Origin of the sequence: Streptomyces sp. MAR4 CNX-425 (genome assembly GCF_048656465.1) — a bacterium.
Lineage (GTDB): Bacteria > Actinomycetota > Actinomycetes > Streptomycetales > Streptomycetaceae > Streptomyces.
In genome coordinates this window covers 362,614-375,857 of record NZ_JBMDLF010000003.1, presented here as the reverse complement: position 1 = coordinate 375,857, position 13,244 = coordinate 362,614, and the positions used below count along the sequence as shown (strand labels likewise).

Below are 13,244 nucleotides of genomic sequence, written 5' to 3'. Positions count from 1 at the left end.
GCCTCCGCGTCAGCGCAGCTCGTACGCGGCCATGTCGGCCCGTACGGCGGGGGAGAAGAGGGCGGGGCCGACGGCGTCGGAGTGCGCCAGGCCGGTCGCGCTGAGCCGCAGCCGGCCGGGCGGCGCGGTGTCGTCGAGCCAGCCGCGGGCGGCGAAGCCGGCGAGTTCGGCGGGGAAGTCGGCGGCGGGGTCGGTGCCGAAGCGGGCGCGGTAGCCGGCGGTGTCGAGGCCGGCGGCCTGGAGCAGGGATTGCAGCAGGTGCCGCCGGCGGGCGTCGCCGGGCGGGATCGCCCGGCCGTACTGGGCGCGGGTGAAGTCCTCCGTGGCGACGTAGGCGTCGATGAGCGCGCGTATCTCGCGGGTGCCCACGGCGTAGTCGAAGGAGTAGTGGAGGCGCGCGGTGTACGAGCGGGCGCCGCAGCCGAGGCCGACCATGCCGTCGGTCTGGCAGGCGTGGTCGTCGGCGGGGGAGGGCGGGATCCCGGCGCGGCGGAACATGCGCATGGAGACCTGCTCGTAGCCGGCGGCGAGGAGGACGTCGCGGCCGTGGCGGTAGAGGCGGAGGCGCTGGCCGTCCCAGGCGCGGCGGTCGTCCGGCGCGGCGTCGGGGGTGTCCCGCGGCGGGCCGCCGAGGCCGGTGCCGGGGCGGACGTACAGCGGGTAGAGGTACAGCTCCTCGGGCCGCCAGGCGAGCGCGGCGTCCAGCGAGCGCTGCCAGGTCGCCTCCGTCTGGCCGTCGATGCCGTAGATCAGGTCGATGTTCAGCACCGGGATCCCGGCCGCGCGGATCCGGCCGAGGGCCGCCTCCACGTCGGCGCGGCGCTGCGGCCGTACGGCGGCGCGGGCCTCGGCGTCGACGAACGTCTGCACGCCGAGGCTGAGGCGCGTCGCGCCGCGGTCGGCGAGGACGGCGAGGCGGTCGGCGGTGGCCGTCGCCGGCGACGCCTCGACGGACAGCGGGACGGCCCGCAGGTCGGCGCCCATCCGCCGCTCGGCGATGTCGCAGAGGCGGTCGAGGCCGGCGGCGGTCAGGTACGTCGGGGTGCCGCCGCCGAAGGCGGCGTTGGCGAAGCGGGGGCCGCCGTCGCCGTCGTCGCCGTCGCCGAGGGCCGCGCGGGTGGCCGCCGCCTGGCGTTCGAGGGCGTCGAGGTAGGCGGTGTCGAGGCCGTCGGGGGCGCCGATGCGGGTGAAGAGGTTGCAGAAGCCGCAGCGGACCTCGCAGAAGGGGATGTGGAAGTAGAGCGCGAGGGCGTCCTTGGGCTCGGCCGCCCAGAGGTCGCGCAGGGCGGGGCGGGGGTCCAGCTCGCGGTAGGCGGTCTTGTGCGGGTAGGCGTAGACGTACGACTCGTACGGGCTCGTCGGCTCGGCGGTGCTGACCTGGGTCATGGGGCGGCCTCAAGGAAGAAGTGGGCGTACGGGACGGTCCACACGGACGCGTGGCCCAGGCGGTGGCCGTGGTGGCCGTCGTCGCCGTAGGCGGTGCCGTGGTCGGAGCAGACGACGGCGAAGCAGCGGCGGCGGGCGGCGGCGGCCGCGAAGAGCCGGTCGACGTGGCGGTCGACGTACTCCAGGGCGGCGGCGTGGCTGGCCCGGGAGTCGCCGGCCGCGCGGGTGGCGCCGGGCAGGTGGAACCAGTTGGGCTGGTGCAGGGCGGCGACGTTCACGAAGAGGAAGAGGCGCTGCGCGCGCGGCAGCCCGGCGACGACCTCCTCGGCGCAGGCCACCTGCGCCTCGAAGGACGTCGGCGAGGCGACGCCGAACTCCGGCCGCCAGTGGCTCTCCTGGAACAGCCCGGGCAGCACGGACGACAGCGCGCCCTCCTTGCTGAAGAAGCCGGTGCCGCCGACGCACACGGTGCGGTAGCCGGCGGCGGCGAGGCCGGAGACGAGGTCGGGGGTGTCGTGGACGTAGGTGCGCGGCGCGGTGGACTCGCTGCCCGCGAAGCGGGCGGCGAACAGGCGCGGGTGCGGCCCGCCGCCGGGCCCGGCGGGGGTGGGCAGGAAGCCGGCGAACATCGCCTGGTGGGAGGCGTACGTGAAGCTGCCGGGCGCGTGCCGCCGCTCCCACCGGCCGCCGGGGAGCCGGCGGGCGAGGCGGGGGGTGCGGCCGGCGGCGGCGAGTTCGGCGGCGACGTCGTAGCGGAGGGTGTCGAGGGTGACGAAGAGGATGTCGTGGCTGCCGACGACGTGGTTCATGTCGGGCTGGGGCGCGGCGCCGGCGGCGTCGGGCGGGGCGTCCGGCGCGGCGACGGGCGGCGCGTCGGACGCGGCGCCGGGCGGGGCGTCAGGCGGGGGCGGGCGCACGGCGGTGCTCCTCGCTTCGTACGGCCGCGTACCTGTCCCGTACGGCCGCGACCTGGGCGGCGTACGTGTCCAGCCCCTCGGCGCCGCCGCCCGGCAGGCCGGTCAGCCCCGGCAGCAGGTCGCCGAAGGCGTTGACCTCGGCGACGGCGAACCGCCGCCAGCCGGGCGCCGCCAGCAGGTCGACGCCGACGCACAGCGTGCCGGGGAAGCACGCCGCGGCCCGTTCGCAGTGCGCGAGGGCGGCGGCCCAGCGCGGCCCGGCCGCGGCGCGCACGGCGCCGAGGTCGCCGCGGGCGCCGCCGAGGTGGAGGTTGGTCATGGGGGAGGCGCCGGTGCGCGCGACCGCGTGCGTCGCCCGGCCCGCCACCACGACGACCCGCAGGTCGCAGGAGCGGCCGCCGAGCTGCGCCTTGGGGAGCCACCGCTCGACGTGCAGCCCGTCGGGCGCGAGCGCGTCGACGATCGCGGCGACCTCCGCCTCGCGGGTGTAGCGCCGGACCTTCAGGGAGTTGTAGAGCCGGCCGTCGGGGGCCGGCTCGACGGAGGTGGTCGCGCGGATCCGGCCGCGGCCGGGGAACTCCAGGGCCAGCACGCCGGCGGCGGAGGAGCCGTGCGCCGGTTTGACGAAGGCGCGGCGCAGACCGTGGGCGGCGAGCAGGTCGCGGAGGCCGTCCCAGCCGTCGAGGGACGGCGCGGCGGCGTACGGACCGGGGGCGTCCGCCGCCGACGTCGGCGACGGCGGCACCGGCACGTCCGCCGCCGCCAGCCGTCCGTGGCAGCGGCGCTTGTCGAACAGGACCGCCAGCTCCTCCGGGTCGTCCAGCACGTCCGCGCCCGCCGCTACGGCGCCGGCGGCCACGTCCCGTACCGCCGCGGTGAACCGGCCGTACCAGCGCGCGCCGCCCTCCACCCGCGCCGGCTCGACGTCACCCCGCAGCAGCCGGTCCACCTCCGCGTCCTCGCCCGGCGAGTCGACACGCAGCACCTCGCCGGGCCGCACCGCGACGCCCCCGCCCGCTCCCGGGCCGGACGCCAGCAGCGCCGACCAGGGCAGCACCCGCGGCCGCGGCAGCCCGGCGGCGCGGGCCGCGGCGGCGAAGAGCGTCACCCGGCGGCTGCCGGGGTTGCCCGCGACCGCGAACCGCGGCCGATACGTCATTCCATCACCGCCGTGTAGTGCCACACCTCTCCGTCGTACGTGTCCGGGGTCAGCTGCTCGGACAGGTCGAGCCCGACCCCCGCGGGCTCCAGGGCGGCGGTCAGCCGCCGCATCATCGCCGTGGTCAGGTAGTGGTGCGCCAGCCGGAGCCGCCGGAGGTGGGTGAGCGGCTGGCCGGTCAGCAGCGCCTCGGCACCGGTGTCGGTCAGCACGCCCATGGAGAGGTCCAGCTCCTCCAGCTGCGCCACCACGGGGGCGGCGGCGACGGCGACGGCTATCTCGTCCTCGATCTCGCTGTTGCACACCGCGAGGCGGCGCAGCGCCGGCAGCCGGCCGCCGGCGAGCAGCGGAGCGAGGTCCGCGACGGTGGCGTCTCCGCCGTACTCCCCGACGCCGAGCCACAGCGTCAGCTCCTCCAGCGCCGGCAACTCGGCGGCCGCGACCGCCCGCACGACCCCGCCGGGCAGCCCGCCGGCCTCGAAGCGCAGGGACTTCAGCGCGTCGTGCCGGACGGCTTCGAGGGAGAGGTCCGTACCGCCGCGGACGGCGAACTCCTCCAGGGCGGGATACGCGCGCAGCACCGGCGTGACGTCGGACTGCTCGATCCAGGAGATCTCCGCCTCCTCCGCCACCAGGTCGCCGAGGAAGACGGCGCGCAGCGCCGTGAACCGGTCGGCCGCGCCGGCCAGCAACTTGACGACCACACGGGAGTCGTTCTCGTACGCCTCGCCCCACGGGCCGATGACCAGCGCGCGGACGGCGCCGGGGTCGACGGCGTCGAGGAACCGCCGGAAGTTCTCCTCGAAGTCGTCGAAGCTGCTGTCCCACGCGTCCGTGGCGAGCCGCCAGGCGACGCTGCCGGGGTCGTCGGGCAGCGGGTCGGGGGAGTCGTCGTCGTGGCGGAAGTTCCGCACGGGCAGGCCGTACAGCTCGGTGACGTGTTCGGCGTACATCTCGCACTCCCCAGGGGTGGTCGGCCGCGCCGCGGCGTCGCGGCGCGCGAATGTTCTATCAACCGCGGCTGACAACGGCCGCGCTGAGGCCGGGCGGCGGTGGAGACCGCAGGTCGGGGGCGTTGTCAGTGCCTCGTCCTAACGTGGAGCACACAAGGCGCCACGTGGCGCTACGTGAGCTGCGGGATGGGGAGACGGCTGTGTACCGACAAGGGGACGTGCTGATCGTGCCGGTTGCCGAGGACGCGCTGCCCGAGCAGGCGGCGCGGCTGCCCGAGGAGCCGCGGGACGGGCGCGGGCGGATGGTCCTCGCGCTGGGCGAGGTCACGGGCCACGCGCACGCGGTCATGGGGCCGGGCCGGCTGCTGCGGGAGCCGGGGCCGTTCGGGACGACGCTGCTGCATCTGCCGGAGGGCGGACGGGTCGTGCACGAGGAACACGGGGCGATACCGCTGCCGAAGGGCTGGTTCCGGGTGATCCGGCAGCGGGAGTACGTGCCGGGCGCGGTCAGGGTGGTGGCGGACTGATGGCGGGAGGTGCGGCGGTGACGGTGGCGCGGCGCGAGCCGGACGGGGCGGTGCGCGAGCAGGACGGGGGAGTGCGCGAGCAGGACGGGGGAGTGCGCGAGCTGGACGGGGCCCTGCGCGGGTCGGCCGGGGCCGGGCGCGGGTCGGACGAACCGTCGTGGCGGGACGCCGCGGTGGCCGCGCGCCCCGCCGACCGGCCCGCCGCGGAGGCGGCGGTGCGGGCGGCGTACCGGGCGGCGGGGCTGGCGGAGCCCGCGCGGATCGTGTGGGCCGGTTCGCCGTGCGAAGGGGCCGCCCTGGTGCGGGGGATGGCGCCGGAGGAGCGGGGCCGGGCGGTGCGGGAGGAGGTGCGTTCCCGGCCGTGGGCCGCGGCGCGGGGGCGGGTCTTCGCGGAGCTGGGCCCGGCGGGCTGGGCGGCGCACTGGGCGCAGACGGGGGCGCCGCTGTGGGAGTCGTCGACGATGCTGGTCGAGCGGATACGTACGGGGGTGGTGGAGCGGCTCGCGGGGACGCCGGAGGGGGAGGTGCCCGAGTCGGAGGTGCCGGAGGGGGAGGTGTCCGAGGCGGAGGCGGCGGTCCGCCAGGTCCTGCTGGACGCGGTGCTGGGGCAGCACGACGCGGCGTGGTTCGCGGCGTTGGGAGCCGCGGGACCGCGCCCGGACGGGCCGGCTGCCGCGGGGTCCTCGACGGACGAGCCCGACCCCGACTGGTCGCGGGCCGCCGCGCCGGAGGACACCGCGCCGGAGGTCGCCGCGCTGGCGGCGGTGGCCCGGGCCGCGGGCTGGTGGTGGCCGTACGAGCACGTGGCCGTGGTGTGCGAGCGCCCCGCCGAGCTGCACCGCGACGAGGCCGGCCGGCTCGACCGCGGCGACGGCCCCGCGCTCGCGTACCCCGACGGCTTCGCGCTGCACGCCTGGCGCGGGATGCCGGTGCCCGCGGAGTTCCTCCGCGAGCTGTCGGACCTCACCCCGGAGCGGATACGGGCCGAGGAGAACGCGGAACTGCGCCGCGTCATGCTGGAGTTCTACGGCTTCGAGCGCTACCTCGACGAGTCCGGCGCCGAGCCGGTGCACCGGGACGGGACCGGCGTGCTGTGGCGCCTGGACGTGGGCGCGGACGACGAGCCGGTGGCGATGGTCCAGGTGGTCAACTCCACCCCGGAGCCCGACGGCACCAGCCGCACGTACTGGCTGCGCGTCCCGCCGCGTACGCGCACGGCGCGGGAGGGCGTGGCCTGGACGTTCGGCGTGCGGGAAGAGGAGTACGTGCCCGTGCGGGAGACCTGACGCGGGGGGCCGCCGCGCCGCCGCGGGGCGTACGGACCGGGCAGGCACCCGGTCCGTACGCCCGCGGGGACGGCCGCGGTCCGGTGCCGCCGCAACCACCTCCCACGCCGCCCCGGCTGGTTCACCCGCAGCCGCTCACGCGCCGGCCACCGCATCGCGTCCGGCGCGGGCCGCCCGGCCGCCGCAGACCTCACAGCGCCCGGGCACGCCGACGACCGCTCCGGCCGGCACGCCATCGACCGGCGGGGATGCGTACGCGCACGGTCCGGCGCTCGTCCTCGACGCCGACACCGAGCGCAACGTGATCGGGCACCGCCGCGCGGTGTTGTCAGGTGCCACGGCGTCGACGAGCATGGCAACAGGCGAAGTTGACATGCCACCGCCACCGCCGTGGAGGGGAGACCCCGTGTCACCGCAACCGCGAGGTACGAACCGGAGAACCGTCCTGGCGGCCGGCGCCGCCGGTGCCGCCGCCACCGCGGCCGCCGGAGCCGCCGCCGCCCCGGCCGCCGCCGCGGCCTCCGGCGACCGGCCCTCCGGCCACGGCGGCGACCGGCCGCCCGCCACCGCCCAGCGCCCCGGCCGCGAACTGCGCGCCCTGCTCGCCGAGGTCGACGCCGACCGCATCGAGGCCGACGTCCGCCGCCTCGCCGCCTTCGGCACCCGGCACACCCTCTCCGCCCAGGACGACCCCGACCGCGGCATCGGCGCCGCCCGCGACTGGATCCACCGCCGCCTGCGCCACCACGCCGCCGCCTCCGGCGGCCGGATGACCGTCGAGCTCCAGTCGTACGTCCAGCAGCCCGCCGGCCGCATCCCCGAACCCACCCGCATCACCAACGTCGTCGCCACCCTGCGCGGCGACACCGACCCCGACCGCGTCTACGTCGTCTCCGGCCACTACGACTCCCGCGCCAGCGACGTCATGGACGCCACCTCCGACGCCCCCGGCGCCGACGACGACGCCTCCGGCGTCGCCGTCGCCATGGAGCTGGCCCGCGTGCTGGCCCGCCGGCGCACCGCCGCGACAATCGTGCTGGCCGCGGTGGCGGGGGAGGAGCAAGGGCTCTACGGGGCCGCGCACCTGGCGGAGCAGCTCCGGCTCCGGGGCGCCCGCGTGCAGGGCATGTTCACCAACGACATCGTCGGCAGCTCCACCGCCGACGACGGCACCCGCGACCCGCGGACGGTGCGGCTCTTCGCCGAGGGCGTCCCCACCGCCGAGACCCCCGACGAGGCCGACGTCCGCCGCGCGGTCGGCGGCGAGAACGACTCCCCGGCGCGCCAGCTCGCCCGCTTCGTCCGCGACGTGGCCGACAACCGCGCCACCGGCATGGACGTCCGCGTGATCTACCGCCGGGACCGCTACCTGCGCGGCGGCGACCACATTCCGTTCCTCGAACGCCGCTTCCCCGCCGCCCGCTTCACCGAGCCCGCCGAGGACTACGCCCACCAGCACCAGGACGTCCGGGTGGAGGACGGCAAGCAGTACGGCGACCTGCCCGAGTTCTGCGACTTCGGCTACATCGCGCGGGTGGCGCGGGTCAACCTCGCCACCGTCTGGACCCTCGCGCAGGCCCCCGGCACGCCGACCGGCGCCGGCATCGACACCTCCGCGTTGACCAACGACACCGAGCTGGTGTGGGACCGCGGTACGGAGCCGGACCTCGCCGGCTACGAGGTGGTGTGGCGGGAGACGACCGAGCCGGAGTGGACGCACGTGGAGCCGGTGGGCGACGTGACCCGGCACACCGTGCGGAAGTCGAAGGACAACCTCTTCTTCGGCGTCCGCGCGGTGAACCGGGAGGGCCACCGCAGCCCGGTGGCCTTCCCGGTGCCGCGCAGGTGAGCGGCCCGGTTCAGCGGACGGTCAGAACGTCACGTCGCTGCGGATGGAGTACGTCCGGTCCAGGTGCGACGCCTTCCGGACCGTGCAGCCGACGTGGTGTCCGCTGCGCCCGGAGACGCTTCCGGGTCGGGGGTCCCCTCCCGGCTCAGTCCAGGTCGGGGACCATCGCGAGCTTGTCGGGGTTGCGCATGATGTCGATCGCGCTGATCCGCCCCGCGTCCACCGTGAACGACATGACAGAAAGCTGCCCGTCGGCCCCGCGGATCGTCAGCCCCGCCGCGCCGTTGACCTCGACCGGGCGGATATCCAGCGGCCCCACGGTGTCGGAGTGCGCCAGGATCATCGGCGCCACCCGCGCCGCCTCCCGCTCGATGTGCTGGAGCGTGGCGACCTTGCCGCCGCCGTCGCCGCGCAGGACGACGTCCGGGTCGAGCAGCGCGATCAGCCCCGGCAGGTCGCCGTCCTGGCACGCCGCCGTGAACGCGTCCACCAGCTCCCGCTGCTCCGCCTCCGTCGCCGGCGTCCGCGGCCGGCCGTCCTCCACCTGCCGCCGCGCCCGCGACGCCAGCTGCCGTACCGCCGCCGCGGAGCGGCCGACGACCTCGGCGATCTCGGGGAACGGCACGCTGAAGACGTCGTGCAGCACGAACGCGGTGCGCTCGGCCGGCGACAGCCGCTCCAGCACCACCAGCAGCGCCATGCTCACCGACTCGTCCAGCGTCACCCGGTCGGCCGGGTCGTGCGAGTCGTCCGCGACCAGCGGCTCGGGCAGCCACGTGCCGACGTACTGCTCCCGCCGCGCCCGCGCGCTGCTCAGCGCGTCCAGCGCCAGCCGGCTGACCGTCGTCGTCAGCCAGGCGGTGAGGTCGCGGACGGTGCCCGGGTCGTCGAGGCGGCGCAGCCGCAGCCAGGCCTCCTGCACGCAGTCCTCGGCCTCCACCAGGGAGCCGGTCATCGTGTACGCCACGCGCAGCAGCCGGGGGCGGTTGGCCTCGAAGGACCGCGCGAGCAGCTCCTCGGTGTCCCGGGCGGTGTCTCGTGGGGTGTTGCGTCCGGTGTCCCGTGCGTCCCGCTTCGTCATTCCCCTGTCCCGTACTGGGCGAAAACCGGTCACGTTGTGACACGGCCCCTATCCGACGAGTGTCCATGTCACACCTCGGAAGGCTACGTCGTCAACAGGCTACGGAAGCCCGGGGCCCACCCCGGGGACGCTTGACGACCCTCCGGGGAAGAGATCATGACGATTACCGAGAACCGAGAACAAAGCTCAGAGCCGCCCCTTCAGAAGGGGGTGTTCGTGCGGGTCGGGGGCTTTGCCCACCGCCGAAAATGGCTCGCCGTGATCCTGTGGGTGGCGGTCCTGGTCGGCGTGTGGGGCATCGCCACCGCCGCGGGTGACGCGTACAAGGACGACACCTCCCTCCCCGGCACCGAGGCGCAGGCCGCCGCCGACGTCCTGGAAGAGCACGGCGCGGGCCACGCCGGGGACACGATCGACATCGTCTTCCAGAACGAGGGCGGGCTCGCCGGCGTCCAGGACCGCGTCGAGCCGATGCTCGCGGAGGTCGCGAAGCTGCCCAACGTCGGCGACGTCCAGAGCGTCTACGACAACCCGACGGCGGTCTCCGAGGACGGCACGATCGGCTACGCCACCGCGCAGCTGGAAGTGCCCTCGGTGGACATGCCGGTCGAGGACACCGAACGCATCCAGGAGGTCGCCCAGGAGATCGAGGGCGAGGGACTCCGGGTCGAACTGGGCGGTGAGGCCGTCCGGCTGCTCGCCGAGGGCGAGACCGGCGTCGGCGAGATGGTGGGTCTGGTCGCCGCGCTGGTGATCCTGGTGATGATGTTCGGCACGTTCATCGCCGCCGGCCTGCCCATCATGATCGCCCTCTTCGCGGTCGGCTCGACGGTCGGCATCATCCTCCTGGCGTCGCACATCTTCACCATCGCGTCCTGGACGCCACCGGTCATGTTCCTCGTCGGCCTCGGCGTCGGCATCGACTACGCGCTGCTGATCTTCGCCCGCTACCGAACCGAACTCGTGCGCGGCGTCGAACCGGAAAAGGCCACCATCACGGCCATGGACGCCGCGGGCCGCTCGGTCTTCTTCGCCGGCTGCACCGTCATCCTCGCGCTGCTCGGCCTCACCGCCCTCGGCCTCGGCTCGATTCAGGGCATGGCGCTGTCGGTGGCGCTGACCGTGCTGATGACGATGATCGCCTCGCTGACCCTGCTGCCCGCGCTGCTCGGCATCTTCGGCAAGCGCTTCGCCCGCCAGTTCCTCGCGCGGGCCGAGAAGCGCAAGGCCAAGGGCAAGCCCGAGGAGGGCGAGGGCTGGCGGAAGCTGGCGACGGCGGTGCAGAAGCGCCCGCTGGCCGCCCTGCTGGCGGCCGCGGTGATCCTCGGCGCCCTCGCCTTCCCGGCGCTGAACATCCGCCTCGGCTTCAACGACGCGGGCAACGACCCGAGCGACTCCACCAGCCGGCAGTCGTACGACCTGCTCACCGAGGCCTTCGGCCCCGGGTTCAACGGCCCGCTGCTGGTCGTGACCGAAGGCGGCGACGGCAACGCCGAGGACGCCGCCGCGGCGGCGGCGCAGACGCTGGGCGAGACCGAGGGCGTGGCGGCGACCGCGCCCCCGATCCCCACGCCGGACGGCGAGGCCGCGATGCTCCTCGTCTACCCCGCCTCCTCGCCGCAGGCCGAGGAGACCACGGAGCTGGTCGGCACCCTGCGCGACGACGTGCTGCCGGGGCTGACGCAGGACAACGGCGCGGAGTACCTCGTCGGCGGGGCCACGGCCGCGTCCGAGGACTACGCCGGCAAGCTCGCCGACCGGATGCCACTCTTCATGATCATCGTGGTGGGTCTCGCGATCATCCTGCTGATGGCGGTGTTCCGGTCCGTCCTCATCCCGCTGAAGGCCGCGTTCCTGAACCTCCTCAGCATCGGCGCCGCGCTCGGCGTGATGAAGCTGGTCTTCCAGGACGGCAGGCTCGGATTCGAGGGCGGACCCATCGAGGCGTACGTGCCGGTGATGGTCTTCGCGATCGTCTTCGGCCTCTCGATGGACTACGAGATCTTCCTGATCTCCCGGATGCACGAGGAATGGGTCAACTCCAAGGACGGCGACCCCTCGCGCGCCGTCCGGGAGGGCCTGGCGCACACCGGCACGGTGATCACGGCGGCGGGCTCGATCATGATCGTGATCTTCGCGGCCTTCGTCCTCAGCCCGACGCGGCTGTTGCAACAGTCGGGATTGGCGTTCGCGGTGGCGATCTTCGTCGACGCGGTCATCCTCAGGTGCATGGTGGTCCCGGCGGCGATGGAGCTGATGGGCCGCCGCGCCTGGTGGCTGCCGGCGCCGCTGGCGAAGATCCTGCCGAAGGTGGAGCTGGAGAAGCACTGAGCGGTGTCCGGCTCGCAGGAGCCGGACAGCGCGCACAACCCGCGAGGGGGCCCCGCCGGCCGTCGAACGACGGCCGCGGGGCCCCTTTTCGTACGGGCACGGATGGTCGTACGCGTACGGAAGGTCACCCGCGGCTGCGCGGCTCCCACAGCGGGAGCATCGCGTGGCGCACCTCCGCCAGCAACTCGCGCATCGCGTTCTCCGCGTCCCGCGGCCGCCCGCCCGCGACCGCGTCCGCGACGGCCTCGTGCAGGTCGAGCGCCTCCGGCTCGGGGTGGTGCGGCATCAGCCCGAGCTGGGTGCGGCCCTGGAGCACGACGGCCACGACGTCCGCCAGCGCGCCGAACATCTCGTTGCCGCTGGCCTGGAGCAGCAGGGTGTGGAAGGCGACGTCCGCCGCCAGGAACCGGTCGAGGTCGCCGGCCTCCCCGAGGGCGCGCAGGTCGGCGGCGATCTCGGTGGCCCGCTCCCGCTCGGCGGCGGAGGCGCTGCGGGCGGCCGCCCCGGCGGCGAGCGGCTCGACGGCGATGCGCAGTTCGGTCAGCGAGCGGAGCTGGGCGTTGCGGCCGGGGCCGGAGAGGCGCCACCAGATGACGCGGGGGTCGTAGACGTTCCACGAGGCGCGGGGCTGGACGGTGATGCCGACGCGGCGGCGGGAGCGGACCAGGCCCATCGACTCCAGGATCCGCATGGTCTCGCGGGCGACGGTGCGGGAGACGCCGAAGCGCTCGCGTATCCGCTCCAGGGTGAGTACGTGGCCCTCGGGGAGCGCGCCGCCGGTGATCTCCTCGCCGAGGGTGTCGAGGACGGAGCTGTGGAGGACGACGGCGTCGGGGGCGGCGGGGGTGCCGGGCGGGGCGGACGGGGCGGCCGGTGTCGACGGGGCGGCAGGGGCGGACCCGGGCACGGCGGTGCCCGCCCGCTCACCTCGGCCGACGTCCCCTAGCTCCACCGCTGAAGGGTATCCCGGGCGCGGCCCTTCCCTTCTCTCCGGCATTGGTGCTACCTTTCCCGGCGATTGGTAACACCATTCTAGGAGGCCGTCATGTCCTCGCCCGAAGTTCACACCGGACTGGTGGTCATGGGCGTGTCCGGGGCCGGCAAGACCACCGTCGCCCGGCTCCTCGCCGACCGGCTCGGCTGGGCGTTCGCGGAGGCCGACGACTTCCACCCCCGCAAGAACATCGAGAAGATGCGCGCCGGCACCCCCCTCACCGACGCCGACCGCCGGCCCTGGCTCCGCGCCATCGCCGCGTGGCTCGCCGCCTGGGCGGACTCCGGCGAGAACGCGATCGTCACCTGCTCGGCGCTCAAACGCGCCTACCGCGACGTCCTCCGCGACGCCGGCCCCCGCATCCGCTTCGTCCACCTGGACGGCGACCGCGACACCCTCACCCGCCGGCTGGGCGGCAGGTCCGGCCACTTCATGCCGCCGGAGCTGCTCGGCTCGCAGCTGGCGGACCTGGAGCCGCTGGCCGCGGACGAGGACGGGGTGGCGGTGGACATCGCGGGGACGCCGGAGGAGGTGGCGACGGAGGCGCTGCGCCGGCTGGGACTGACGGCCCGGACGGTCTAGCCGAGCGGCCCCGGCCGCCCCGTCCCTCCACGAACGCCCCCGCCCCCGCCCCGTACCGGCGACACGCCCGCGACCCAGTCCCCATCTCCCCCCACCCCCGTCTTTGCCCCCATCCCCTCTGTCCCCCGTCCCCCATTTCCCCCCCGTCCCCGTACCCGAGAAGCGATGGAGCTTTTCCG

General features: G+C 75.3%; 12 protein-coding genes. 5 read left to right on the top strand and 7 right to left on the bottom strand.

The genetic code is table 11. The features are described 5' to 3' along the window. Positions 1 to 9 precede the first annotated feature (9 nt). From ACHZ99_RS11350 to ACHZ99_RS11335, 4 genes are all read right to left on the bottom strand, one after another. On the bottom strand, positions 10 to 1,386 hold the full coding sequence (locus ACHZ99_RS11350) for an STM4012 family radical SAM protein (protein WP_420304341.1): 1,377 nt from the start codon (positions 1,384 to 1,386) through the stop codon (positions 10 to 12). Continuing rightward, positions 1,383 to 2,195: an STM4013/SEN3800 family hydrolase gene (locus ACHZ99_RS11345; RefSeq protein WP_420304685.1), complete on the bottom strand. Its 813-nt coding sequence runs from the start codon at positions 2,193 to 2,195 to the stop codon at positions 1,383 to 1,385. The genes ACHZ99_RS11350 and ACHZ99_RS11345 overlap by 4 nt, the downstream gene beginning before the upstream one ends. Before the next feature lie 88 nt (positions 2,196 to 2,283). After that, positions 2,284 to 3,462 (bottom strand): STM4014 family protein, encoded by a 1,179-nt coding sequence (locus ACHZ99_RS11340; protein ID WP_420304340.1) that lies wholly within the window; start codon positions 3,460 to 3,462, stop codon positions 2,284 to 2,286. Beyond that, complete coding sequence (locus ACHZ99_RS11335) at positions 3,459 to 4,415, bottom strand: STM4015 family protein (protein ID WP_420304339.1); 957 nt, start codon at positions 4,413 to 4,415, stop codon at positions 3,459 to 3,461. The genes ACHZ99_RS11340 and ACHZ99_RS11335 overlap by 4 nt, the downstream gene beginning before the upstream one ends. 200 nt (positions 4,416 to 4,615) lie before the next feature. Between ACHZ99_RS11335 and ACHZ99_RS11330 the strand changes: the two genes are divergently transcribed. Beyond that, on the top strand, positions 4,616 to 4,942 hold the full coding sequence (locus ACHZ99_RS11330) for a hypothetical protein (protein WP_420304338.1): 327 nt from the start codon (positions 4,616 to 4,618) through the stop codon (positions 4,940 to 4,942). After that, complete coding sequence (locus ACHZ99_RS11325) at positions 4,942 to 6,228, top strand: DUF6745 domain-containing protein (RefSeq protein WP_420304337.1); 1,287 nt, start codon at positions 4,942 to 4,944, stop codon at positions 6,226 to 6,228. The genes ACHZ99_RS11330 and ACHZ99_RS11325 overlap by 1 nt, the downstream gene beginning before the upstream one ends. A gap of 135 nt (positions 6,229 to 6,363) precedes the next feature. Here ACHZ99_RS11325 and ACHZ99_RS11320 read toward each other — a convergent pair whose 3' ends face one another. Continuing rightward, positions 6,364 to 6,582, bottom strand: a complete 219-nt coding sequence (locus ACHZ99_RS11320; protein ID WP_420304336.1) for a hypothetical protein — start codon at positions 6,580 to 6,582, stop codon at positions 6,364 to 6,366. 52 nt (positions 6,583 to 6,634) lie between these two features. On the opposite strand from ACHZ99_RS11320, the gene ACHZ99_RS11315 reads away from it, so the two are divergent. After that, positions 6,635 to 8,077 (top strand): M28 family metallopeptidase, encoded by a 1,443-nt coding sequence (locus ACHZ99_RS11315; protein ID WP_420304335.1) that lies wholly within the window; start codon positions 6,635 to 6,637, stop codon positions 8,075 to 8,077. 145 nt (positions 8,078 to 8,222) lie between these two features. On the opposite strand, the gene sigJ is transcribed toward ACHZ99_RS11315, so the two are convergent. Further along, positions 8,223 to 9,158: an RNA polymerase sigma factor SigJ gene (sigJ, locus tag ACHZ99_RS11310; protein WP_420304334.1), complete on the bottom strand. Its 936-nt coding sequence runs from the start codon at positions 9,156 to 9,158 to the stop codon at positions 8,223 to 8,225. Positions 9,159 to 9,314: 156 nt separating this feature from the next. On the opposite strand from sigJ, the gene ACHZ99_RS11305 reads away from it, so the two are divergent. Next, positions 9,315 to 11,489, top strand: a complete 2,175-nt coding sequence (locus ACHZ99_RS11305; RefSeq protein ID WP_420304333.1) for an MMPL family transporter — start codon at positions 9,315 to 9,317, stop codon at positions 11,487 to 11,489. Positions 11,490 to 11,613: 124 nt separating this feature from the next. Here ACHZ99_RS11305 and ACHZ99_RS11300 read toward each other — a convergent pair whose 3' ends face one another. Further along, positions 11,614 to 12,441: a FadR/GntR family transcriptional regulator gene (locus tag ACHZ99_RS11300; protein ID WP_420304332.1), complete on the bottom strand. Its 828-nt coding sequence runs from the start codon at positions 12,439 to 12,441 to the stop codon at positions 11,614 to 11,616. A 93-nt stretch (positions 12,442 to 12,534) separates the two neighbouring features. Between ACHZ99_RS11300 and ACHZ99_RS11295 the strand changes: the two genes are divergently transcribed. Next, positions 12,535 to 13,065 carry a gluconokinase gene (locus ACHZ99_RS11295; RefSeq protein WP_420304331.1) on the top strand — a complete coding sequence of 177 codons (531 nt, stop codon included), beginning with the start codon at positions 12,535 to 12,537 and terminating at the stop codon, positions 13,063 to 13,065. The last annotated feature ends 179 nt before the right edge of the window (positions 13,066 to 13,244 follow it).

Excerpts from the sequence above, each read along its gene's own strand:
- ACHZ99_RS11350 (WP_420304341.1), bottom strand. The coding sequence starts at position 1,386 with ATGACCCAGGTCAGCACCGCCGAGCCGACGAGCCCGTACGAGTCGTAC.
- ACHZ99_RS11345 (WP_420304685.1), bottom strand. The coding sequence starts at position 2,195 with ATGAACCACGTCGTCGGCAGCCACGACATCCTCTTCGTCACCCTCGAC.
- ACHZ99_RS11340 (WP_420304340.1), bottom strand. The coding sequence starts at position 3,462 with ATGACGTATCGGCCGCGGTTCGCGGTCGCGGGCAACCCCGGCAGCCGC.
- ACHZ99_RS11335 (WP_420304339.1), bottom strand. The coding sequence starts at position 4,415 with ATGTACGCCGAACACGTCACCGAGCTGTACGGCCTGCCCGTGCGGAAC.
- ACHZ99_RS11325 (WP_420304337.1), top strand. The coding sequence starts at position 4,942 with ATGGCGGGAGGTGCGGCGGTGACGGTGGCGCGGCGCGAGCCGGACGGG.
- ACHZ99_RS11320 (WP_420304336.1), bottom strand. The coding sequence starts at position 6,582 with ATGCTCGTCGACGCCGTGGCACCTGACAACACCGCGCGGCGGTGCCCG.
- sigJ (WP_420304334.1), bottom strand. The coding sequence starts at position 9,158 with ATGACGAAGCGGGACGCACGGGACACCGGACGCAACACCCCACGAGAC.
- ACHZ99_RS11305 (WP_420304333.1), top strand. The coding sequence starts at position 9,315 with ATGACGATTACCGAGAACCGAGAACAAAGCTCAGAGCCGCCCCTTCAG.
- ACHZ99_RS11295 (WP_420304331.1), top strand. The coding sequence starts at position 12,535 with ATGTCCTCGCCCGAAGTTCACACCGGACTGGTGGTCATGGGCGTGTCC.